General features: G+C 71.6%; 20 protein-coding genes. 9 read left to right on the forward strand and 11 right to left on the reverse strand.

The genetic code is table 11. The features are described from left to right. The first annotated feature begins 71 nt into the window (after positions 1–71). The 4 genes from MZC64_RS41245 to MZC64_RS41260 are packed head-to-tail and all read left to right on the forward strand — an operon-like array spanning position 72 to position 3,619. The gene (locus MZC64_RS41245) at positions 72–986 is read left to right on the forward strand and encodes an ABC transporter ATP-binding protein (protein ID WP_247764873.1); all 915 of its coding nucleotides are present in this window, start codon (positions 72–74) and stop codon (positions 984–986) included. Further along, positions 983–1,744: an ABC transporter permease gene (locus MZC64_RS41250; protein WP_247764872.1), complete on the forward strand. Its 762-nt coding sequence runs from the start codon at positions 983–985 to the stop codon at positions 1,742–1,744. The genes MZC64_RS41245 and MZC64_RS41250 overlap by 4 nt, the downstream gene beginning before the upstream one ends. After that, positions 1,735–2,979 carry a sensor histidine kinase gene (locus MZC64_RS41255; RefSeq protein WP_247764871.1) on the forward strand — a complete coding sequence of 415 codons (1,245 nt, stop codon included), beginning with the start codon at positions 1,735–1,737 and terminating at the stop codon, positions 2,977–2,979. Before MZC64_RS41250 ends, MZC64_RS41255 begins: the two co-directional genes overlap by 10 nt. Beyond that, entirely contained in the window at positions 2,972–3,619 is a 648-nt protein-coding gene (locus MZC64_RS41260) for a response regulator transcription factor (protein WP_247764870.1), read from the forward strand. Before MZC64_RS41255 ends, MZC64_RS41260 begins: the two co-directional genes overlap by 8 nt. 11 nt (positions 3,620–3,630) lie before the next feature. On the opposite strand, the gene MZC64_RS41265 is transcribed toward MZC64_RS41260, so the two are convergent. Beyond that, positions 3,631–3,981: a hypothetical protein gene (locus tag MZC64_RS41265; protein WP_247764869.1), complete on the reverse strand. Its 351-nt coding sequence runs from the start codon at positions 3,979–3,981 to the stop codon at positions 3,631–3,633. A gap of 57 nt (positions 3,982–4,038) precedes the next feature. Between MZC64_RS41265 and MZC64_RS41270 the strand changes: the two genes are divergently transcribed. Then, positions 4,039–4,632: a TetR/AcrR family transcriptional regulator gene (locus MZC64_RS41270; RefSeq protein ID WP_247764868.1), complete on the forward strand. Its 594-nt coding sequence runs from the start codon at positions 4,039–4,041 to the stop codon at positions 4,630–4,632. A gap of 183 nt (positions 4,633–4,815) precedes the next feature. On the opposite strand, the gene MZC64_RS41275 is transcribed toward MZC64_RS41270, so the two are convergent. Together MZC64_RS41275 and MZC64_RS41280 are read right to left on the reverse strand one after the other, a co-directional pair. After that, positions 4,816–5,262 (reverse strand): MarR family winged helix-turn-helix transcriptional regulator, encoded by a 447-nt coding sequence (locus MZC64_RS41275; protein ID WP_247764867.1) that lies wholly within the window; start codon positions 5,260–5,262, stop codon positions 4,816–4,818. 196 nt (positions 5,263–5,458) lie between these two features. After that, entirely contained in the window at positions 5,459–6,298 is an 840-nt protein-coding gene (locus MZC64_RS41280) for a GNAT family N-acetyltransferase (protein WP_247764866.1), read from the reverse strand. Positions 6,299–6,486: 188 nt separating this feature from the next. Between MZC64_RS41280 and MZC64_RS41285 the strand changes: the two genes are divergently transcribed. Then, the gene (locus MZC64_RS41285) at positions 6,487–7,935 is read left to right on the forward strand and encodes an MFS transporter (protein ID WP_247764865.1); all 1,449 of its coding nucleotides are present in this window, start codon (positions 6,487–6,489) and stop codon (positions 7,933–7,935) included. Here MZC64_RS41285 and MZC64_RS41290 read toward each other — a convergent pair. Genes MZC64_RS41290 through MZC64_RS41305 form a run of 4 tightly spaced genes read right to left on the reverse strand, consistent with a single transcriptional unit; the run spans position 7,922 to position 10,476 of the window. After that, a complete protein-coding gene (locus tag MZC64_RS41290) occupies positions 7,922–8,467 on the reverse strand; it encodes a hypothetical protein (protein ID WP_247764864.1) in 546 nt (181 codons plus the stop codon). The two genes, MZC64_RS41285 and MZC64_RS41290, sit on opposite strands and share 14 nt — an antisense overlap. A 9-nt stretch (positions 8,468–8,476) precedes the next feature. Continuing rightward, positions 8,477–9,613 carry a hypothetical protein gene (locus MZC64_RS41295; RefSeq protein ID WP_247764863.1) on the reverse strand — a complete coding sequence of 379 codons (1,137 nt, stop codon included), beginning with the start codon at positions 9,611–9,613 and terminating at the stop codon, positions 8,477–8,479. Further along, positions 9,610–9,957 carry a WXG100 family type VII secretion target gene (locus MZC64_RS41300; protein WP_247764862.1) on the reverse strand — a complete coding sequence of 116 codons (348 nt, stop codon included), beginning with the start codon at positions 9,955–9,957 and terminating at the stop codon, positions 9,610–9,612. Before MZC64_RS41300 ends, MZC64_RS41295 begins: the two co-directional genes overlap by 4 nt. A 12-nt stretch (positions 9,958–9,969) precedes the next feature. Then, positions 9,970–10,476: a YbaB/EbfC family nucleoid-associated protein gene (locus MZC64_RS41305; protein WP_247764861.1), complete on the reverse strand. Its 507-nt coding sequence runs from the start codon at positions 10,474–10,476 to the stop codon at positions 9,970–9,972. Between the two features lie 304 nt (positions 10,477–10,780). Here MZC64_RS41305 and MZC64_RS41310 point away from each other — a divergent pair, with 304 nt between their 5' ends. From MZC64_RS41310 to MZC64_RS41325, 3 genes are all read left to right on the forward strand, one after another. After that, positions 10,781–13,540, forward strand: coding sequence for an AAA family ATPase (locus MZC64_RS41310; protein WP_247764860.1), 2,760 nt, complete (start codon positions 10,781–10,783; stop codon positions 13,538–13,540). After that, entirely contained in the window at positions 13,537–16,197 is a 2,661-nt protein-coding gene (locus MZC64_RS48370; protein ID WP_282106721.1) for an AAA family ATPase, read from the forward strand. The genes MZC64_RS41310 and MZC64_RS48370 overlap by 4 nt, the downstream gene beginning before the upstream one ends. 64 nt (positions 16,198–16,261) lie before the next feature. Then, positions 16,262–16,531 (forward strand): LuxR C-terminal-related transcriptional regulator, encoded by a 270-nt coding sequence (locus tag MZC64_RS41325; protein ID WP_247764859.1) that lies wholly within the window; start codon positions 16,262–16,264, stop codon positions 16,529–16,531. An 88-nt stretch (positions 16,532–16,619) separates the two neighbouring features. Here the strand turns inward: MZC64_RS41325 and MZC64_RS41330 are convergent, their stop codons facing one another. From MZC64_RS41330 to MZC64_RS41345, 4 genes are all read right to left on the reverse strand, one after another. Next, entirely contained in the window at positions 16,620–18,761 is a 2,142-nt protein-coding gene (locus tag MZC64_RS41330) for a peptidase domain-containing ABC transporter (protein WP_247764858.1), read from the reverse strand. 13 nt (positions 18,762–18,774) lie between these two features. Continuing rightward, complete coding sequence (locus MZC64_RS41335) at positions 18,775–19,191, reverse strand: hypothetical protein (RefSeq protein ID WP_247764857.1); 417 nt, start codon at positions 19,189–19,191, stop codon at positions 18,775–18,777. Next, positions 19,188–22,472, reverse strand: coding sequence for a type 2 lanthipeptide synthetase LanM family protein (locus MZC64_RS41340; RefSeq protein WP_247764856.1), 3,285 nt, complete (start codon positions 22,470–22,472; stop codon positions 19,188–19,190). The genes MZC64_RS41335 and MZC64_RS41340 overlap by 4 nt, the downstream gene beginning before the upstream one ends. Before the next feature lie 92 nt (positions 22,473–22,564). Continuing rightward, positions 22,565–22,789 (reverse strand): mersacidin/lichenicidin family type 2 lantibiotic, encoded by a 225-nt coding sequence (locus tag MZC64_RS41345; protein ID WP_247764855.1) that lies wholly within the window; start codon positions 22,787–22,789, stop codon positions 22,565–22,567. Positions 22,790–22,851: the final 62 nt, after the last annotated feature.

Here is a 22,851-nt window from a genome sequence, read left to right on the forward strand (position 1 = left end):
CAACCAACCGCCGACGCACTCCACCGGACTGAGCGATCCTGTGACCTGCCGGCACAGGACAGGCTCAAGGCATGCCAGTCATCGAGGTCGACTCCCTGCACAAGCGCTACCGCGAGCACGTCGCGGTGGCCGAGGTGTCCTTCACCGTGGAACGCGGCGAGATCTTCGGCATCCTGGGCCGCAACGGCGCGGGCAAGACCACCACGGTGGAATGCGTGGAGGGCCTGCGCCGCCCGGACGGCGGCCGGATCTCCGTGCTGGGCCTGGATCCCCGGCGCGACGCGGCCGCCCTGCGCGCCAAGGTGGGCGTGCAGTTGCAGGAATGCCGGTTGCCGGACCGGATCACCGTGCGCGAGGCGCTCCAGCTCTACGCCACCTTCTACCCCGATCCGCTGCCCTGGCAACAATTGCTGAGTGACCTGGGGTTGCTGGGCCAGGCGAACACCCGGTTCGAGAAGCTCTCCGGCGGCCAGCAGCAACGGTTGTCCATCGCGCTGGCGCTGATCGGCAACCCGGAGATCGCCATCCTGGACGAGCTGACCACCGGCCTGGACCCGCAGGCACGCAAGGACACCTGGGCGCTGATCGAGGGCATCCGGGATCGCGGCGTCACGGTCCTGCTGGTCACCCACTTCATGGCCGAGGCGGAACGGCTGTGCGACCGGATCGCCGTGCTGGACAACGGTCGAGTAGCCGCGATCGGCAGCCCGGCCGAGCTTGTGTCCACAGTGGACAGTGCGCAGACCGTCCGGTTCCGCCCCTCCGCGGCACTGGACACCCGGCCGCTGACCGCGCTGCCCGAGGTCACCGAGATCCGGCGGGACGGCGCCGAATTCACCGTCACCGGGCACGGCAACCTGTTGCACGTACTCACCTCCGCACTGGCCGCCCAGCAGGTCATCCCGATCGACCTGCGACTGGAGCGGGCCACCCTGGACGACGCCTTCCTGGCCCTCACCGGCCGCCGCCTGGACGAGGCGGCATGAGCCCCACCGCCACCAAGGGAACTGCCGTGAACCGCGTGCTGACCTTCGCCGCCACCGAGCTGAAACTGTTCTTCCGCGACCCGGCCGGGGTGATCGTGGTGGCCGCGCTGCCGGTCGGCCTGGTGCTGGTCTTCGGCCTGTCCAGCAGCGGCGCCCCGCCCGGCGGCTCGCGCTCGATACCGGCCTTCCTGCCCGCACTGGGCATCAGCATCGCGCTGGGCATGCTCGCCCTGTTCACCCTGCCCTCGGTCCTGGGCGCCTACCGGGAACGCGGCGTGCTGCGCCGACTGGCCACCACCCCGGTCAGCCCGGCCGCGTTACTGGGCGCGCAGTTGCTGGTACAGGCTGGGATCGCGGTCGCGGCCACCGGTCTGGTCGCCACCGTCGCCGTGCTCGCGCTCGGTCTGCCCGCCCCGGCCAACCCGCTCGGCCTGGCCCTATCGCTGGTGCTGGGCATCGCCGCGCTGTTCTCCATCGGTCTGCTGGTGGCCGCACTCGCCCCCAACGCCAAGGCCGCCGGTGGACTCGGCCCGCTGTCCTTCTTCCCGCAGATGTTCCTGGCCGGATTCTGGATGCCCTGGGAGGCGATGCCGGACTGGCTGGCCGCGATCGGCCGCCACTCCCCGCTCGGCGCGACCCTGCAAACCGTGGTCACCAGCTGGATGGGCGGCGCCCCGGCGGTGGGTCAGTTGCTGGCGCTGGGGGTGTTCGCACTCGTCGCGGGGGTCACGGCGGTTAGGTTGTTCCGGTGGGTCTGAGTCACCGCGAGCTGGACGCCTGGGAACGCCGGATCCTGCGGCGCACCGAGGCTGTTCCCTACCTGCTGCTCCTGGTGGCCACCGCGCTCAGCGGGCTTCGGGCCGACCTGCACGCCCTGCCCGGCACCATCGGCCTGGCCGCGCTCACCGCGGCCTGGATCGCCTGGTGGATCACCCTGCACCCGGCCTGGATCGAGCGCCCCGGTCTGATGTTCGGCTACTTCGCCGGACTGCTGGTGCTGATGGCGTTGCTGGGGTCGCGCGGCGAGTGGTACGGCGGGCTGTTCGCCTTCACCGGCTACGTGCACGCCTGGCACCGGCTGCCCGGCCGGTGGAAGTACGCCGGGGTGACCGCGGTCGCGTTCCTGGCCATGGCCTCGTTGAGCCGCGGCCTGCCGGACACCCTGTCGGCCTGGCTGGTCTTCCTGCTGCTCATGATCGCCATCGTGGTGCTGGTGAGCCTGTTCAGCACCTTCGGCGATGTGATCACCGCGCGCAGCGTGCAACGGCTGCACATGGTCGACGAACTCGCCGAGGCCAACCGGCGGCTGGAACGCAGCATGGCCGACAACGCCGAGTTGCAGGCCCGGCTGCTCGAACAAGCGCATGAGGCGGGGGTACGGGAGGAACGGCAGCGGCTGGCCAGGGAAATCCACGACACCCTGGCCCAGGGCCTGACCGGGATCGTCACCCAGCTCCAGGCCGCGGAACAAGCCGCCACCCAGCCCGCGGACTGGCGGCACCACGTCCGGGCCGCGGCCGAACTCGCCAGGGACAACCTGGTCGAGGCCCGCCGGTCGGTGGCCGCGCTCAACCCGCACCCGCTCACCGAATCCGGCCTCTCCACCGCCCTGGCCGAGGCCACCCAGCGCTGGTCCGCGGTCACCGGCCTGCGCGCCGACTACGCCGCCACCGGCCCGATCCGCCGCCTGCACCCGGAAATCGAGGGCAGTCTGCTGCGCATCGCCCAGGAAGCCCTCACCAATGTCGGCAAACACGCCGCCGCCAGCCGGGTCGGCGTCACACTGTCCTATATGGAGGATGTGGTGAGCCTGGACGTGCGCGACGACGGCCGCGGCTTTGCTGAGTCCACAGTGGACGGCACCGGGTTCGGGCTACACGGCATGCGGCAGCGGGTCGAGCGGCTCGCGGGCCGGCTGGTCATCGAGTCCGAACCGGGTGCGGGCACCGCGGTCTGTGCCACCGTGCCCGCGGTGGGGGTGCGGGATGCCTGAGCCGATCACGCTGCTGATCGTGGACGATCACCCGGTGGTCCGGGACGGGTTGCGCGGCATGTTCGCCGGGGAGCCCGGGTTCACCGTGCTCGGCGAGGCCGCCGATGGCGCCGAGGCCGTCACCCTGGCCGAAGCGCTTGCCCCGCAGGTGATCCTGCTGGACCTGCGGATGCCGAAACTCGGTGGTGTGGACGCGATCCGGGCCCTGCGTGCCCGTGGGATCGGCGCGCACGTGCTGGTGCTGACCACCTACGACGCCGATCACGATGTGCTGCCTGCGATCGAGGCCGGCGCCACCGGCTACCTGCTCAAGGACACCCCGCGCCCGGAGCTGTTCCGCGCGGTGCGCGCCGCCGCCCGCGGCGAGTCGGTGCTCTCCCCCGCGGTCGCCGCGGTGGTGCTGGGCCGCCTGCGCACACCCAAAACCGAGGACGAACCGCTCAGCCCACGCGAGCTGGAGATCCTGGAACTGGTCGCGGCCGGGGTGAACAACCGGGAGGCGGCACAGCGGCTGTTCCTGAGCGAGGCGACAGTGAAAACCCACCTCCAGCACGTCTACGCCAAACTCGGGGTGCGCGACCGGGCGGCGGCGGTGGCCGAGGGCTTCCGGCGCGGCCTGCTCACCCCTGGCGGGCGCTGAGTCTGGACCTGTCAGTCCAGGGTGATCCGCACACTGGCGCGGTTGCCGCCGACCCGCCGGGACACCGCGTGCCCGGTCCGCGGCGCCCCGTCCAGTTCCAGGGTCAGCGGGCCGCCCTCGCCGAGGAAGTTGCGCCACCAGGTCTTGGCCTCGGCCAGCATCACCGTGATGGTGACGATGTCACCCGCCCGCCGGTAGCCGACCGGAATGCTGAACGTGCGGCCGGACCGCCGACCGGTGTAGGTGACCACGGTGAAGTGCCTGCGCAGGAAGCCACCCAGCCAGGCTGAGTCGCGCAACCGCAGGACCAGCCCGTTGAACCCGGTGACGAAGCGGCGGGTGATCGGTCCGTTGAGGTTCATGCCGCCGACGGTAGCCAGAAGTTTTTGGACTTTCGAGTCCAAAGCTAGGCTGGCGACATGGTCACCGGAAAGGGCGCCGCCACCCGCGGCCGGATCCTCGAAGCCGCGGCCAACCAACTCGCCGAGCGCGGCCGGGAAGGCTTCCTGCTGGACGCGGTGCTCGGCGCCACCGGCACCAGCAAGGGCCAGCTCTTCCACTACTTCCCCGGCGGCCGCGAGGAACTCCTGGCCGCCGCCGCGGCCCGCCAGATCGACCGCTGCCTGACCCACCTCCGGCACCGCTACGGCGACTTCGACACCTGGGCGCACTGGCAGACCTGGGCCGACGACCTCACCAGCACCCGCCGATTCGACCAGGCCGGGGAGTTCGCCTCGCTGGCCGGACGCGCCATCGAGCCCGAACCCCGCCTGCGCCGCCTGGCCGGCCGGGCCTACCAGGACCTCATCGAACTCCAGACCGAGGGCCTGCAAGCCATGCGCGACCGCGGCGACCTGCTGCCCTCAGCCAACCCCGCCGCCCTGGCGGCCCTGATGGTGAGCGCACTACAGGGCGGCGCGGTCGTACACCGAGCCACCGGCTCCCGCCAACACCTGATCCACGCAGTCCAGTCCGCCCTGGCCCACCTCCACACCTTCGCCACCCCACGCTAAGCACCCCGCCACCGTGTTGGCCGTTATGGACGCCGAGTTGGCCGTTGTGGACGGCGAGTTGGCCCAACTGGTACGCCGAGTTGGCCCAAGTGGGCGTACCAGTTGGCCCAAGTGGTACCGGTTCGGCCAAGACTGGGTACGACAACGGCCAACACGCCGGTGCGGTGCGGACCGGACTTGGGATCAGCTGGACTGGTCGATGGCCTTGGCCAGTTCGGTCAGGGCCTTGACGATGGGGGCGCGGCGGGAGGGCGGCAGGATCTCCAGGGCCGCGCGCTGGAGTTCGCGCATCCGGTCCACCGCGCCGTCCAGGGCGGCCGCGCCCTCGGGGGTGAGCGCGACCAGCACGGTGCGATCGTCCACTGTGGACCGGTCACGGCGGACCATGCCGTGGGTTTCCAGCTGTTTGAGCGCGCGGGTGGCGGTGGGCTGGGAGACCCGGGCGAGCTTGGCCACCTTGCCCACCGGCAGCGGGCCGTGTTCGGCCAGCGGGGTCAGCAGGATCAGCTGGGACTCGGAGAGCTGCCCGGCGACCGAGCTGGCCGCCAGGCTGCTGCGGTTGCGGCGCATCAGGGCGTAGACCCGGTTGCAGGCTTGGGCGAACTCGTCCACCTCAAGGTCGGAGACCATGCGGCCACCCTACCCGAGGTCCATACCTTGCAAATATATAGCATGCTATGTAACCTGGCGAACGACCACGGGCGACTCCGGCCATCGAGGCGGTCGGCGTTCTTTCGTGCGCGAATTTGTTTTTCGCCGCTCGACAAAAAGCGAACCGCCGGTGCGAGAATTCTCGCACCGGCGGTTCTTCTGCGTTGATTCCGGATTACCCGCGGGGTGCGCTGTAAGTGGTCCAGGTGTCCACCGTGCGGAATCCCAGGGTGCGAGCCAGTGCCTCATTAGTGGGCTCGGTGCCGATCAGCGCGCCCTTGACTCCGGCGGCGAAGGAGTCCTTGAGCAGCCGCTCGGTGGCCAGCTGCTCGTAGCCCTGACCGGCCACCTCCGGCAGCGCGAACAGGTAGTACGGCGCGACCATGCCGCCGCCGCGGATACCCAGCGCGGTGGCCACCGGCTTGCCGTCCCGCTCCACCACGTAGGCGCTGGCGCCGGGCAGGTCGAACAGCTCGGGACGGAACAGGTCGCGCACGCTGTTCCGGTCGACCCCGGTGGCCTTGACCGCGATGTCCAGGAAGACCCCGGCGGACCGGCCGTCGACCTCGCGCACTACCGCGCCCGGGATACTGATGCCAGGCAGCGGAGTCCCGGCCTTCAGCACGGCCAGGTCCCGCGTGCTCTGCTCGGTGAGGCCATAACCGCTGGCCAGGGCCTTGATCTTGGCGGTGCCGTTGCCGCGGACCCGCAGCACCCACGGCAGGTTGTAGCCGGGCATCCTGGCCGCGAACCGGGCCAGCTCACCCAGGTCGGGGTCGCGGGCGATGCCGAACACGCCGTTCATCCGGGCCTGCGGCTGGAAGCTGACCAGCAGGGCGCTGTCCTTGCCCGGCTGGTCCACCGACCGCGGCAGCGCGCTGATCAACTGTTGGGTCACCCGTAGCCAGCTCTGGTTGGCCGTGTCGGCGAGATCGGCGGGCGAGGCGAGGGCGGCCTGGCCCAGCAGCACCAGACCGGCCGCCACCGACACCCCCGCCTTCAGCACAGTGCGCATGTTCATTTCCTTCTCCCTGCCTCGGTGTTCGTGGCTGATCGCGAAACTACGGTATTTCCCCCGCATTCCAGGACCGCCGCCCACACCGTGCATTCTGTCTGGCACTTTTGGCCATTTCCGGCCCCGGATGGATAGTGATTCGACAGGTTCGGCGCGCCGTTCCGCGGATTTCGCGCGAGGATGGCGGGGTGACCCCAACCGAACCGGAACTGCCAGCCGAACCGGACCCGCGGCGCTGGCGGGCCCTGGCCGTCACGCTGACCGCCGGGTTCATGGTGCTCCTGGACGTCAGCATCGTGAACGTGGCACTGCCCTCGATCCAGCGCGACCTGGCCGCCACCGCGGGCGGCGTGCAGTGGGTGGTCTCCGGCTACGCGCTCACCTTCGGTCTGGTGCTGGTCTTCGGCGGCAGGCTGGGTGACGCGCTGGGCCGCCGCCGGATGTTCCTGATCGCGCTCACCGGCTTCGTGCTCACCAGCGCGCTGGCCGGGGCCGCGACCACGCCGGAGCTACTGATCGTGGCCCGGCTGTTGCAGGGCATGGCGGCCGGGCTGCTCACCCCGCAGAACACCGGACTGATCCAGGAACTGTTCCGCGGCCCGGAACGCGGACGCGCCTTCGGGTTGTTCGGCGCGGTGGTCGGCATCTCCACCGCGGTCGGCCCGGTGCTGGGCGGGGTGATCCTGGCCGTGTTCGGCGATCCCGAGGGCTGGCGCTGGGTGTTCCTGGTCAACATCCCGATCGGCGCGCTGGCCCTGGTGCTGGCCGCCCGGCTGCTGCCGAAGTCCCCGGCCCGGCTGCGCGGCGTGGCCCGCGAACTGGACTTCCTCGGCGCGGTGTTGCTGGGGCTGGCCGTGGTGGGTGTGCTGTTCCCGATCCTGGAGATCGAACAGGGCAACCTGGGGCAGGTGTGGTGGCTGTTCCCGCTCGCGATCGTGCTGGGCGCGGTCTTCGTGTGGTGGGAGCGCAGGCTGGTCCGGCTGGGTCGCCCGCCACTGCTGGACCTGCGGCTGTTCAGCACGGTGCCGGGCTTTGCCAGCGGGGCCACCCTGGGCACCGTCTACTTCTGCGCGTTCACCGGCATCTGGCTCGTCTTCGCGGTGTTTTTCCAGCAGGGACTGGGTTTCACGCCACTGGAGTCCGGGCTGGCGGTGACCCCGTTCGCGGTCGGCTCGGCCGTCTCGGCGATCATCGCCGGGCGGCTGATCGAGCGCTGGGGCCGCCGTCTCACCGTCACCGGCCTGAGCCTGGTCACCTTCGGCCTGCTCGCGGTGGCGGGGCTGGCCCTGCTCGTCCCGGCGCACTCGCTGGGCTGGGCCATGGTGCTGCCGCTGCTGATCGCCGGCATCGGTGGCGGAATGGTCATCTCCCCCAACACCACGCTCACCCTGGAACGCGTGCCCACCACCATGGCCGGGGTGGCCGGTGGCGCGTTGCAGACCGGGCAGCGGCTGGGCACCGCGGTCGGCACCGCGGTGCTGGCCACCGTCTTCCACACCGCGATCAGCGCCACCGGCGCGGACTATCCGTTGTCCCTGAGCATTTCCATGGTCTGCGCGGCCCTGCTGACCATGATCGCGCTCGGGCTGGGCGTGGCCGAACTGCGCAACCGCACCCTGCGGGTCAGGACTGCTTGAGAATGCCCAGTTCCTCGTGGGTGAGGTCGAACCGGAACTCCGACTTGTCCGGCCACACCAGGGTCTGCTTGCGCGGCCACAGCCGGGGCGCGTGCGGCGCGGTCTCGTGCCAGACCAGCTTGGCGGGCTCGTTGGTCGCGGGATCGTCGGAGTAGCCGGTGTCCACCACGCCGAGGTGCGAGGGCGAGTAGACCAGCCAAGGGTTGTCCGCCGCCTTGGCCGCGTCGACCAGCCCGAGCGCCTGGGCGTGCTCCGGCCCGCGCACCGCGCCCTTGCCGCCGAAGATGCTGGCCGCGCCGCCACCCATGACCGAGAGCACCACGCTGACCACGGTCCCGACCGGGATCCGGATCAGGTTCCAGAAGAACCGGCGGATCAGGCGTTTGCCCTTGATCGTGCCGTCCTTGCGCCTGCCTGGCACGAAGAAGTCCGGGCCGACATCGCCCAGGTGCAGCACGACCACGGGTTCGCGCCACTGGCCTTCGACCAGGGCGCGCACCCGCGGCCGGAACTCGGGATTCGGGACAGCCATGGCGCGACGCTACATGTCCAGGTTGCCGCGGGTTTCCTCAACGCTGTGATCGCCGCCGATGCCGCTCTTGTTGAACATCGGGCCGTCTTCCTTGCGTTCCTCGTTGCCTTCCTTGTACACGCCCTTGCCCGCGCCCGCCCCGGCCTTGATGCCAATGCCGGTGGCCAGCGGGCCCACGCCGGTGTGCGTGCCGAAGCCGGTGGTGATCACCCGGCGGCTGGGCTGGAACACGGTGCGGTCGGCCACCTTGCCGATCAGCGGGATGGCCCGGTCGCCCTTTTCCACCACCTTGCCCACCCGGAGCTTGCCGGTGAACTCGATGACCTTGGTGGCGTACTTGGCCAGGAACTCCATGAACATGTTGAGCAGCTTGCCGAACTTGCCGAGGTAGCCCATGACCTTCTTGAACACCGCGGCGGCCTTGGCGATGGAGGCGGTCATGGCCGCGGCCACCGAACTGCCGAAGGAGATGATCGAGGTGGCCAGCGCGGGCAGCCAGATGGTGATCAGCCAGGAGATCAACTCCGAGATGATCGCCTTGATCACCTCCTCGATGACCACCATCACCATGGACCACATCTGCAGCACCTCGGCCACCGAGCCCGCGCAGGAACCGACGCCGCGGATGCCGGTGGAGAAGTCCGCGAGGGCCTTGCGCGCCTCGTCGCCCGCCTCGTCCACCCAGTCCTTGAGCGAGGTGTCACCGGTCTTCTCGAAGTCCTCGGCCAGCGCGACAAACCCCTGGGCCATGGTGACGAAGTTGTCCGAGGCGTGCCCAATGGCCGGGCCATCGCCGGAGACCTGGTGCAGCGCGTCCTGCAACGGCTGCACGAGTTCGAGCAGGATGTTGAGCCCGTTGCTGACCAGCCAGCCGATCGGGTCCATCATGAAGGTGGTCACGTCCGCGGCGGCCCCGCCGACGAATGCCGCGCCGTCGCCGGCCAGCTTGCCCGCGGAGGAGGCCAGATCGCCGGCGTCCTGGGCCTGGCCCATTTCCTGGGCGTGCGCGGCGATGGACTTGCCCGCCTTGTAGGCGTCGCCGATGATCGGCGTCTTGGTGGCCGCCCGGTCCGCGTTGGCGGCGAAACTCTCGTCGTACTGGGAGACGTTGAGGCCGTCCGCGATGCTCTGCCGTGGCTCGGTCATGACTTCTTCCCCCCGCGCGGGCCGTCGATCTTGGCCTCGTGCTTGCCGAACTTGATCACCGCGTCGTCCTCGGCGCCCTTGTAGATCGCGGCGGTGTCCAGGAGTTTGCCGGAGAGGTCCGCGACGCCCTCCTTCATCGCCGCCAGCAGCTCGCGCAGCTCGCCGAGCCGGTCGGTGTAGGCGCCCTTGGCGAAGGCGCCCATGACACCCCAGGCCTCATTGGTCACATCGGCCTGGTCGACCAGGCGGCCGAACTTGTCCGCCTCGGAGCTGTAGTACTCCAGCTGCTTGGCGTAGTTGGTCAGCGCGGGAACGTTGACTTTCACCTTGCCGGGGCCTGTCATCCTCTGCCGTCCTCAGTGCCGGGGTTCTTCGTCGCCGTACACGCTGTAGTCGCCGAAGTACTCGTCGTCGTCCCGTTTGACCGGGCGAGCCTGCGGCGGGGCCTGTGCTTTGCCGTGGTGTGACGTGAGTTCCTCGACCGCGGTTCCCAGATTCGCCTCCTGGGCCTGGCGGACCTGTTCGGTGGCGCTGAGGCCGAAGGCCGCGCCGACGGTGTCGTCCACGATGCCGGCCTGGCGGCGCACGGCCTCGGCGACCGCGGCGGTGAGGGTGGACATGATGGTGGCGGCCAGCGCGGGGGCGGGCTGGCGCACCGCGTCCGGGGTGAGCTGGATGCCGGTCACCGTGCCACCGGCGGCCGCGGTCACCGTCACGGTGCGGTCCGGCGAGGTCACCGAGGCTTCCAGCTGGCCGAGGCGTTCCTGCATCTCCCCGACGCCGGCGAACTTCACCTCGGCCTGCTTGATCTTGGCCTGGAACTTCTCGAACTCGGCGGCAAGCCGCTCCAAGTCGGCGGACACTTCTCGCTCCTCGCTCCGGGGCAACGATGGGCCAACAGCATGACGGGCGGACCCGCTCCGCGGAGGGGAAACGCCCGGGTTCGCCAGGATCGCACACGGCGTGGCGGGCTGCCCCGCGGGCCGGGCGGAACGGTCAACGGTTATCGGGTAGCCGATTACCGTTTATTTACCTATTTCGACAACAGCGGCGAGAATGGCGATCAGACAATTCGATCCCTTCGCCGGGCGGGCGTGACATTCCCGGTACAAACCGGGGTTAACCTGACTGGAGAAATGCGATGCCGCCGGATCGAGAGGGATGCTCATGGGCCCGCGCACCACCCCTGAGCTGCTGGACCGCGAGGATGAGCTGGCCAGGCTGACCGAGGAAGCGGCACTGTCCGCGGCCGGGTCGGCCAGGGTGGTACTGGTGGAAGGCCCGGCTGGAATAGGCAAAACCAGTTTGGTTCAACATTTCACCAACGGCGCCGTCGCGGATACCGCCACCGTGCTGCGGGCCTGGTGTGGGGAATGGGAACGGGCCCCGGCATTCGGCATGGTTCGGCAGCTTTTCCGGCCGCTGCTGGCCGGGGTGGCCCGGGACGATCTGCTCTCCGGCCCGGCCGGGCCCGCCGCCCTGGTGCTGACCGAGGACGCCGGGGCCGAGCCGCCCGCGGACGCGCCGTTCGCGGTGCTGCACGGGCTGTACTGGTTGTGCGCCAACGCCGCCCGCCGCGGACCGCTGATCCTGGTGGTGGACGACGCGCACCTGGCGGACGCGCCCTCGCTGCGCTGGCTGCGCTACGCGGGCCGGCGGCTGCGCGGCTACCCGGTGCTGTTCCTGCTCACCAGGCGGACCAGCGACCGGGACGCGCCACCGGATCCGCTGGCCTGGCTGGCCACTGATCCGCGCTGCGGGCTGATCCGGCCCGGCCTGCTCAGCGAGGCCGGCCTGGGCCGGTTGCTGACCGCCGCGCTGGCCGAGCCGCCAACGCCGGAGCTGGTGCGGGCCTGTCACCAGGCCACCGGCGGCAATCCGCTGCTGGCCCGCTCCCTGGCCATGGACCCGGCGGGGCCGCGGGAGCTGTCCCGGTTCACCAGCCTGCGGTTCGCCGCGACCGTGCGGGGCTGGCTGGCCGGGTTCACCGAGGCCGGCCGGGCCTTCGCCGGGGCACTGGCCGTACTGGGCGAATGCGCCGATCCCGGCCTGCTGGCCCGGCTGGCCGGACTGGACCTGGCCGACTGCCACCGGGCCGGGGATCACCTGTGGCAGCTGGGTTTGCTGCGACCGGGACTGCCGCTGCGGTGGAGTCATCCGCTGCTGCGCGAGGTGGTCTACGAGCAGCTCGGCCCGCGCCGGCGGGACGACTGGCACCGCCGCGCCGCCACCCTGCTGCACGACGACGGCGCCCCACTGGAACAGGTGTGCGCGCATCTGCGGCAGGCCGCGCCCGCCGCGGATCCGTGGACGGTGAGCCTGCTCTGCGGCGCGGCCACCCAGGCGATCGGCCGCGGCGCGCCGGATGTGGCCGCGGACTACCTGGCCCGTGCGCTGGCCGAACCGCCCCCGGCCGCCGAGCGGGTGGAAGTGCTGGTGCGGCACGGACTCGCCGCGACCTTCGTCAGTCCGGCCGCGGGCATCGAGCACCTGCTCGGGGTGCTGCCGGAGATCGCCGATCCGCCCACCCGGTTGCGGGTCGCGGTGGCACTGTCGGAAACGCTGACCGGGCAGGGCCGGGAGCCGGAGGCGATCGAGGTGCTCGGCCGCGCCGCCGACGAATTGGCCGGGTCCGAACCTGATGTGGCCCGGATCCTGCGTGGACGCTGGCTGATGATGAGCGTGGACCACACGGCCGCGCACCGGGCGGAAGTCCTCGCCACCGACGGCGCCGCGCTCCCCTGCGCCACCCCGGGCGAGCGGGTCGGACTGGTCGCGCTGGCGCACGGGAAAGCGCTGTACAACGCCCCGGCGGCGGAAACCGCGGCACTGGCCGCGCGGGCGTTGCGGGCTACCCCGGTGGCCGAACTGGCCAATCCGCTGCACACCTCCAGCGTCGCGGCGCTGACCTGGGCCGACGAACTCGACCTGGCCGCGCACTACTCGGATCAGGCCATCGCCGGGGCCCGGCGCACGCACGCCATCCTGGGCCTGGGCCTGCATCTGGCCCTGCGCGCCCAGGTGTCGTTGTTCGCGGGGAAGCTGGCCGAGGCGGAGCTGTTCGCCGGGCAGGCCGATGAGCTGGTGCCGGAGGAGCTGGCCGGGTTCCAGCGGTTCATCCAGCTCGGCGTGCACGGTTCGGTGCTGCTGGACCAGGGCCGGGCGGCCGAGGCCGAGGAGTTGTTGCACAGCCTCGCGGTGCCGGTGACCAGGACGGTGATCGGGGCCGAGTTCCACCAGGCCGTGCTGGCCCGGATCCGGATCGAACGCGGCGAGGTGCGGGCCGGGCTGACCGAGTTGCTGGCGGTCGGCGAGGTGATGCGGACGGCCGGGCACGACAACCCGGTCGCGGTGCCCTGGCGGGCCTGGGCGGTGCGCGCACTGCTCACCCTGGACGACACCGCGGAAGCGTTGTGGCTGGCCGAGGAGTCCCTGGAACTAGCCCGGCAGTGGGGCACCGCGCGCGCCATCGGCACCGCACAGGGACTGGTGGGATTGGCCACCGGCGACTTGGCGCTGCTCGCCGAGGCCACCGGTCTGCTCGCCGGGGCCCCGGTGGAACTGGCCAGGGCACTGCTGGACACCGGCGCGCTCCAGGCCGAGCGCGGTGACCTGCCCGCCGCCCGCAGCACCCTGCGCCGCGCCCTGGAGACCGCGGACCGGTGCGGGGCCGGTGGCCTGGCCGCGGCCGCGCGGGACCGGCTGGCCGCCGCGGGCGGGCGCTGTCCGACCCGGCCGGCGGCCGGGATACCGGCGCTGTCCCAGAGCGAGCGGCGAGTGGTGGAGCTGGCGGCCTGCGGCTACACGAACCGGCGGATCGCGGCCGAACTGCACCTGACCCTGCGCACGGTGGAAACCCACCTGAGCACCAGCTACCGCAAGCTGGGCATCAGGTCCCGGGCCGAACTGCCGAGCTGGCCGGGATGAGCGGCGAACTGCTGGAGCGGGCGGCCGAACTGGCCCGGCTCGACGCGGAACTGGCCAGGGTATGCGCCGGTGCGGCGCGGACCGTGCTGGTGACCGGACCGGCCGGGATCGGCAAAACCAGCCTGGTGCGGGCCTTCACCGCCCGGCTGCCCGCCGGGGTGCTGGTGCTGCGCGCGCACTGCGACGACCTGGAACGCGAGTTCGGCTACGGAGTGGCCCGGCAACTCTTCGAACCGGTGCTCGCCGGGGCCGAGCCGTGCCATGGTCCGGCGCGCGCGGCGCTGACCGGGATCGCCGAGGGCGGGCGGGATCCGTTCGCGGTGGCGCACGGGCTGTGCGCGTTCACCCGCACCGTGCTCGGGCGAGCGCGGGCGGCGGTGCTGGTCGTCGACGACGCCCAGTTCGCCGACGAAGCCTCGCTGCGCTGGCTGGCGCACCTGCGCGGCCGCCACCCACGCCTGCGGCTGCTGCAACTGCTGCTGCGGCCAGGTGGGCCGGAATCCGGCTGCACGCACCTGCCGCTGGGCCCGCTGAGCGAGTCCGCGATCGCCACCCTGACCGGCACCGAACCGGCCACCTGTCACCGGCTCACCGGTGGCAACCCGTTGCTGGCCGGGCTGCTGCGCCGGGCCCTGGCCCAGGATCCGGCCCGGCGGCTGAGCGGATTCGGCGGGCAGGTGTTCGGGCGCTCGCTGCTGGACTGGCTGTCCGGTTTCCCACCGGAGGTGTGGCGCTTCGCCGAGGCCCTCGCGGTGCTCGGCGAGGCCGCCGATCCAGGACTGCCCGCCGCACTGTCCACAATGGACATCGAGCAGGCCGGGCGGTGCGCGGCGGAACTGCGGGCCACGGGGCTCCTTGCCGACAACGCGCTGAGCTGGTCGCACCCGGTGTTGCGGGAGGCGGTCTACGCCGGGGTGTGCGGGCCGCGGCGGCAGGAACTACACGGGGCGGCCGCCCGGCTGCTCACCGCGGTCGGCGCGCCGGTGGAGCAGATCGCCGCGCACCTGCTCCGGCTGTCACCTGCGGGTCAGGACTGGCCGGTGTGGACCTTGCGCGCCGCCGCCGACCAGGCCACCCAGCGCGGCGCGCCGGAAGCCGCCGCACACTACCTGCGCCGCGCACTGGCCGAACCACCACCGGCCGCGGACCGCCTGGATCTAGTGGTGGCACTGGGTTTGGCCGAGTCGGTGGCGCAGCCCGCGGCGGGCGCCCGGCACCTCGCCCAGGCCCTGGAACAGCTCACCGACCCGGCCCGGCAGCGCGCGGTGGCCGAGGTGCTCGGCGACGACCTGGTCCGCGAATCCCGCCTGGACGAGGCGGTCCGGGTGCTGGCCCGCACGGCGGACCGGCTGCGGCCAGTCGACCGGGAGGCCGCGCTGGCCCTGGATGCCCGGCGGCTGACCTGGGGTGTCCTGGATGAGAGCACCGCCGCCGAGGCCGGGGCCGAGGTGAACCGGTTGCGGCACAACGTTCTTGGCGACAGCGAGGGCGAGCGAACCCTGCTCGGCGCACTCGCCTTCGCCTCCGCCCTGTTCGGCGGCCCGGCCACTCCGGCGGCCGCGCTGGCCCGGCGTGCACTGGCCGCGAGCGCGAGGCCGCTGGCCGGGGTCGCCGCGGCCGCGCCGGTGTGGGTGCTGCTGTGGTCGGGGCGGAACACCTTGGCCCGCAAGCACATCGACGCCGCCATCGACCGCGCCGAGCAGTCGGGTTCGGTATTCGACCAGGCGATCATGCTGTCCCTGCGCGCCGCCCACGCCGCCGCCGACGGCGAACTGCGCGAGACCATCCGCACCGCGCGGGCCACCTTCGACCTGCTGCCCGCCGAGGTCTCCGGCTTCCCGCACCTGGTGCCGCTGGGCCTGCTGGCCGAGGCCCTGGTGGACCGCGACCGCCCGGAACAGGCGTTACGCCTGCTGGACACCGTGGTCAGCACCCCGGCCCTGGAATCCTCCTACCTGTGGAACTCCTTCCTGCTCGCCCGCGGCCGGGCCCGGCTCGCCAGTGGTGATCTCGACGGCGGCCTGGCCGACCTGCTGAGCTGCGGCGAACGCCAGTCCCGACTGGGTCACCGCAACCCGGCCGCCCCCGACTGGCGGTCCTGGGCCGCCCGCGCCCACCTGCGCCGCGAGCAACCGCACCTGGCCGGCGAACTCGCCGAGCAGGCCCACGAACTGGCCGCGGAATGGGGCACCGGCCTGGCACTCGGCATCGCCAAGCGCACCCTCGGCCTGGTCACCGGCGGCAGCCGCGGCCTGGACCTGCTCCAGGATTCCGCGGCCCTGCTCCGCCCCACCACCGCCCGCCTCGACCTGGCCCGCACCCTGCTCGACCTGGGCAAAGCCCGCCAGGCCGCCGGACAGTGCCGCCTGGCCCGCGAGGCCCTGGCCGAGGCGCGGGCGGTGGCTTTCGCCTGTGGCGCCTGCGGACTGGCCGCCTCGGCCCGGCGCAGGCTCGGCGCCGCGGCCGCACCCCGCCCGGCCACCGGTCCGGGCGCGCTCACCGACCGGGAGTCCCGGGTCGCCGCGCTGGCCGCGCACGGCTGCACGAACCGGGACATCGCCACCCGGCTGGGCCTGACCGAGCGGACCGTGGAAGGCCACCTCAGCGCCACCTACCGCAAACTCGGCATCACCGGCCGGGCTGAGCTGCGGGCCTGATCCGCGTTGTTTTCGTGGTGGTTCCACGGTGCCTTCGCGGGGATCCCGGCGAGATCATCACCTGGTGACAGCGCACGACAGGACCGCCGCCCTGAGCGCCACCCGCGCTCGCATCCTGGAGGGCATCGCCGCCGGTGCCACCTCCCAGCGCCTCGCCGCCCGGCTACACCTGAGCGTGCGCGGCGTCGAATACCACCTGGCCGCCATGCAGCGCGCCTTCGCCGCCTCCAACCGGGTCACCCTAGTCGCCAGGGCCTACGCGGCCGGGGTGCTGGTCGCCGGTTCCTGGCCGCCGCGGGTGGCCAGGGAGATCGCGGAGCCGGAGGCGAGCTAACGCCGAGTTGGCCCAAGTCGTACGCCCAGTTTGGCCAACTGGGCGTACGAGTTTGGCCAACTCGACGGCGGCGGGTGGGTGGGGGCGGTTAGATCAGCTGGGACTCGACCAGGGTGCTGTAGGGGCCGCCGCTGCGGAGCAGGTCTTCGTGCGAGCCGAGTTCGGTGATCGCGCCCTCGCCCATCACGATGATCAGATCGGCGTTGCGGACCGTGCTCAGCCGGTGCGCGATCACGATCCGGGTGCAGCCCAGCTCGTCCAGATTCCGTTGCACGGCGGCCTCGGTGGCCGCGTCCAGGTGGCTGGTGGCCTCGTCGAAGAGCAGGATCCTGGGCTCGCCCAGCACCGCCCGCGCGATGGCCAGCCGTTGCAGCTGGCCCCCCGACAGTCCGGCGCCGCCTTCGGAGAGCACGGTGTGGTAGTTCAGCGGCATCCGCATCAAATCCTCGTGCACCTCGGCCACGGTCGCGGCGCGCACCACCTCGTCGAAGGTGGCGTCGGGGGCTTTGAGGGTGAGGTTGTCCAGGATGGAGCCGCTGTAGATGTGCGGGGTCTGCATGACCACGCCGCACTGGCCGCGCAACGCGGTCAGGTCCAGCAGACCCATCGGGATGCCGTCGAAGCTGACCGTGCCGGTGCTCGGGCGGTGCAGGCCGAGAAGCAGGCGGGCCAGGGTGCTTTTGCCGGAGCCGGTGCGGCCGACGATGGCGATCTTCGCGCCCGCAGGGCAGTGCACCGAGACCTCGCGCACCGCGGGTTCGGCTTCCGGGCCGTAGCCGAAACTGACCTGGCGCAGCTCGATCTCGCCGCTGATCCGCGGGCTGATGGTGTGCTCGCGGTCGGGCTGTTCGGGTTGTTCGCGCAGCACGTCCTGGATCCGGCCCAGGTGCACGCCCACGGTCTGGAAGGACTTGCCGGTCATAGCAAGCGAGGTCAGCGGTGCGAACACGGAGCCGGCCAGGGTGTTCATCGCCAGCAACTCCCCCAGTCCGAGCTGCCCGCCCAGCACCAGGTACGCGCCGAACCACAGCAGTCCCAACGGCATCCCGACCCGCAGCACGGTCAGCCACAGCTCCAGGTGGTTGTCCAGGGACTGCCGGTCCATGCTCACCCGCAGCTGCCGGTCAAACATCCGCGACCAGCGCTGGTAGGCCCGGTCCTCGGCGCCGGATGCCTTGATCGTCTCCACCCCGACCACCGTTTCCAGGAGGTAGCTCTGGGTGCCGGCCATCCGGTTGAGTTGCACCTCGGTCAGTTCGTGTGCGCGCCGGGCGAACACCCACAGCACCACCAGGTTGAGCACGCCGGTGCCCGCCACCGCCAGGCCGAAGGGCACCGAGCCGGCGAAGAGCACGCCGAGGTAGAGCAGCACCAGCGCGCCGTCCAGCAGCACGGCCAGGAACTGGGCGGTGACCAGGTCCCTGATCACCTCGCTGCTGCCGAACCGGCTGAGCAGATCGCCGCCGGTGCGTAGCTGGAAGTAGGAGTAGGGCAGGTCCAGCAGCCGCCGCAGGAACCGGGTAGACAGGTTCCGGCTGGTCCTGGTTTGCAGGTACACCAACAGTTCCGCGCGGGCGTAGCCGGTCATGGCCTGGCCCGCGACGAAGGCGATCAGGCCAAGGCCGAGTGCGGTGAGCGCGCCCGGCTGGCCGCCGGGAACGAGTTCGTCCACCAGGTACCGGGTGAGCAGGGCGGGCAGCAGGCCGAGCAGGACCAGCAGCACCGAGCACAGCACCACCAGCGCGACCACCGCCCTGGCTCGCGGAAAGACCGTGCGGACAAAGGTGATCAGCGCGCGCAGGGTGTGCCGTGTCCGCCGGGGCATGGCCGGGGTCGGAGTGAGGACCAGGGCGACGCCGGTGAAACTGCGGTCGAACTCCTCGGCCGAGACCACCCGGCGGCCCGAGGCCGGGTCGACGATGGTGATCCGGTCGGCGGTGAAACGTTCCAGCACCACGAAGTGGCTGAAGTTCCAGTGCAGGATCAACGGTGTGTCCATTGTGGACAGATCGGCTGGTTCGACTCGTCTGGCCTCGGCGTGCAGGCCCCATTCCCTGGCCACGCGGAGGAGTTCCAGGGCGCTGGTGCCGTCCCGGCCGGTGCCGAGCCGGTCGCGCAGTTCCTGGGAGGAGATCGCGCAGCCGTGGCTGGACAGGATCATGGCCAGGCAGACCAGTCCGCATTCGGCGTTGGTGTTCTGCAGTTCGACCCGGATTCGGCGCGTGCGCACGGTGTTTCCCCCTTCAGTCCAGCAGGTCGAGCAGCAACGGGCGGCTGCCGAGGTTGATCGCGATGGCGGTGACCCGGTCCGCGGCCAGCCCCGGCACCCGGATCCGCAACTCGGGTGCGCCCGCGACGACCTCGCCGGACAAGGTGCCGCCGCCGGTCGTCACCTCCGCGACGGCGCCGAGGTCGGGCTGTTTTCCGTTGACCACCAGAGCTGTGACGGTCTCGCCGTCCACCGCGGTTGGGGTGGCGCGCGCGGTGACCGGCACCCGGACCAGCAGGCAGGTCGCCACCGCGGCGGCCAGCATGCCGATCGCGGCCACCGCCGGCCACCAGCGCGGCCGGATCGGCCGGGTGTGCGGGTCCTCGGGTTCACCGCCGCGCGGGGCGGCCAGGTGCGCGCGCACGGCCGCGGGCCGGTACAGCTCGTTCATCGGGCGGGTGCTTCCAGGAGCAGCACGGACGGGGTGGCCTGGGGTTCGGCGAAGCGCAGCAGGCCGTAGCCGATCCCGGCCAGGCCGAGCATCAGGCCGGGGGTGCTGGTGCCCTCGGGCACCGCGCAGCGCCAGCCGGTCCGTTCGGCGTCGGCGAGCTGGGCGGCGAGCAGCAGGTCGAGTTCGGGTGCGGGCAGGGCGCCGGTGCTGAGCAGGATGTCCAGGTTGCCCAGTTCGCCGTGGCACAGGCTGTGATTGCCCAGTCCGCCCCAGTCCGCCGAGACCCGTTGCACCACAGCAGTGGTGTGCATCGCGGCGGCCAGGTCGGCGCGCAGCTGATCTGCCTGCCCGGCCAGGAAATCGTGCCGCAGCAGGTCCTGGCGGGCCAGTGCGATGCCCGGCGCGCCGTGGCACCAGGCGTGGCTGGCGCCGCCCTCGGGGGTGTACTCGCGCAGGTCCAGCCAGTTCGCCGCGCCGGGCACGAAGTGGCTGTTCTCGTGGGTGAGCGTGCCGGTGATGGTGCGCAGGTAGTCCGGGTGCGGGGCGAGCGCGTGCAGCCGGGCCAGGGCCATCGCGATACCCGCGCCGCCGTGGGAGAGCCCGGTCAGCGGCTGGGTGGCGCCGGTGGCGATCCAGCCGTAGCCGGACTCGGTGTCCAGGCGGTGGGTCAGCAGGTGATCGGCGGCCAGCTCGGCCAACTGGAGCGCCTCTGTCCTATGTGGACTGTCGGTTAGGGCTAGCAGGCCGAGGATGGCGCCTGCCGAGCCGCCGAGCACGTCGTAGGACTCGTCCCGGTGCAGTACCGCGCGCAGCAACGGCAATGCCTCGGCGGCGTGGTCGGTGTAGCCGGGCCGCTCCAGCACGGCCGCGGCGTGCGCCAGGTAGTAGATCCCGCCGGCGAGATCGCCGAAACCGCCGACGTCCCAGGGCAGATCGCGGACCAGGTTGGCGCGCTGGTGGCTGGACAGCTTGGCCCATTCCCTGGCACGCCGGGCGGTCAGCCGGGCCACCTCGTCGGCGACGAGTCCGGCCGCGGTGTGCCAGCGGTCCCGGCCGGTGTGCTTGGCCAGGTAGGTCAGGAACAGGCCGATCCCGGCCAGGCCGCCGTAGAGGTCCTGGGTGCCGGGCGCGATCTGCCAGTGCCGTTCGTCGGCCAGGTCGATGCCCAGCCAGCCGATCCGGTTGCCCTCGGCGAGTGCGCTGCTCAGCAGGCTCTCCCCCACCGATTCAGCGACCGCGAGCAACTCGTCCTTGGACAGCGGTTCCACCTCGGCGGACAACGCGCCGGGGGCGGATCGCGGTGGGATGGCGCGGACCGCGCCGGCCTCGGGACCGGCCTCCAGCAACAAGAAGGAGTCCCGGATCAGGCCGAGCTGGCGGCGCAGGTCGATCTCGCTCATCCTCCCGATCCGCTCCCGCACCAGTTCCAGGGGCGCCCGGTCCAGCACCGCGGGCAGCACCCGGCCGTCGTCCAGGAGCAGGTCCCGCGCGCCAGGGGTGAACTCGAAGAACGGGATGTCGCCCAGCCACATCGCGCGCAGTTCGGCGGCCAGCACCTCGGTGGCCTGGCCGAGATCCTCGGGGGCCTCGCACAGCCGGGACAGCGCGCGTTGCCGGTCGGTGGCATCGCGCAGGAAGTCCGGGTGCAGGCTCTCCTCCATCACCCGGCCGTAGAACCGGGTGGCCCGCAGGATCAGCCGCAACGTCACCCCCGCGAACTCGCCGACCAGCCCGCCGGGGGCCAGCAGCTGCTCGCGGTCGGCCAGGATCTGCCGGTAGCAGAAGGAAAACCCGGCCCGCACGTCACCGGCGTACTCCTGCACCCGGACCTCGGCGCCGTCGGCCGGGCTGGGCAGGTTGCCGGAGCCCTCGGTGTCCACGTGCCGGTTGACCACCCGCATCTCATCGGTGCCCATGGCCTCCAGCACTGGCACCGCCTCCAGGCTCTGCCCGCCGCGCCCGGCCACCCCGGACAGATCCGCGGTGAAGCTGCGGCCCTCGGGATCGCGCACCACCACCGGTTGCGGCAGCAGGCCGACCAGCAGCACCGATTCGGCGTAGACGCGTTGCGGCGGCGACAGCTCCGCGCCGTCGCCCTCCCACGGATTGGTGTGGAACAACGCTTCCAGGTCGACCAGCAGCGGATCGGCCCCGACGGCGATGATGTTCTCGATGTGGATGTCGGTGGCGCGCAAGGAATGCAGCAGACCGAGCAGGGCACCGGTGCGCCAGTAGAACGCCCGCAACTCCTCGGCGCCCGCGCACGGGCCGGTCTGGGCGAACTCGACCCAGCCGTGCTCGCCGCGATCGAGTACCCGCAGCACCCGCAAGGGGTGCAAGGGATCGCGCTGATTGAACCAGTCGAGGTAGCGGTTGAACACCAGGTCGACGGCCAGGGAGCGGGGTTTGTACACCACGGTGGCCCGCTCGAAACGCACGATGGCCACGGTGCGGCCGCCGCGATGGGTGTCGCCGGAGCCGAAGCCCACCTCGGTCACCCGGCCCGGATCCGCGCCACCCAGCACGGTGGTGATCAGCTCGGCCCGGTCCGCGGCCAGGTGCTGGGCGAACTCGACCCTGGTGCTGAACCAGCGGCACAGCACGCCCTGCACGTGTCGGGCCAGCACCGGGTACTCGCGCCACAGCGTCAGCGCGGTCTCGGGGTCGCGCAGGGCCTGGGTGAAGCTGTGGAACCGGTCCTCCGGGGTGTCGCCGGCGAGCCTGCCCTGGACTCTGGCCACGTTCAGTTCCAGGGTGAGCGTGCGCTGCACGGCCTGGGCCAGTGGCAGGATCGGGATCCCGTTGGCCAGCACGGTGAGCAGCCCGGCGGGCAACGTGGTCCAGTCCAGCGCGGCGGCCAGCCAGCCCAGCGTCAGGCGCAGCTGCGGGCGCACCAGTTCGGCGAAGCCGAGGTGCTCGGGCAGCACGTCCACCTCGGGCGGCAGCGGTTTCTCGTTGGTCAGCGCAGCGGTGAACTGCCGCACCCAGGCCGGTTCGTCACCCAGACGTGCGCGCAGCCGCTCGGGCGCTTCGCCGAGCAGATCGGCGAGTTCCGCCGCGCTGACCCCCAGCGGTGCGAAGGCGCGGTCCAGGTCCTCGGTCTGGAACGGCGAGAGTTCCCGCCAGAGCCGGAGGCGACGGGCGCCGTCGGCCGATTCGGCGGCGGAGCGCGGCGCTGGAGCAATTCCGCGCAGGCGTTCGGCAATGGTGGCGGCGAGTTCCCAGGGCAGGTCGACGGCCGTGTTCGGAACGGCCGGAATGGCGTGGGTCGGCACGGACATGCGTCCTGCCCTCCTCGGAATTATCGAAACGAGCGGCGGGAAATGAAAACGCCGGGACCGTGCCTTCTGCAGGCACGGCCCCGGCGGGACCCTTACGGGCAGTGGCAGACGCTCTTGGCGGTCTGCGCGGTGGTGGTGGTCGTGGTCAGCTGAGTGGTCTGGCAGAGGAACTTGCTGGGGCAGACCCAGGTTCCGGCAGCCCCACCGGCCACGGTGGCCAGCGTCGCGTCGGAGAGGTCGACCTCACCGGCCGGGTGCGCCACCACGCCCAGCGACCGACGGTATTCCGCGTCCTTCCAAACCCGCACGATGTCCATGAGTGCTCCTCGGGAATTGTCTCGGATATATCGCCAGCCATTTCGGCTGACACCAAGAACGT

It is taken from the genome of Crossiella sp. S99.2 (genome assembly GCF_023094165.1).
Classification (GTDB): Bacteria; Actinomycetota; Actinomycetes; order Mycobacteriales; family Pseudonocardiaceae; genus Crossiella.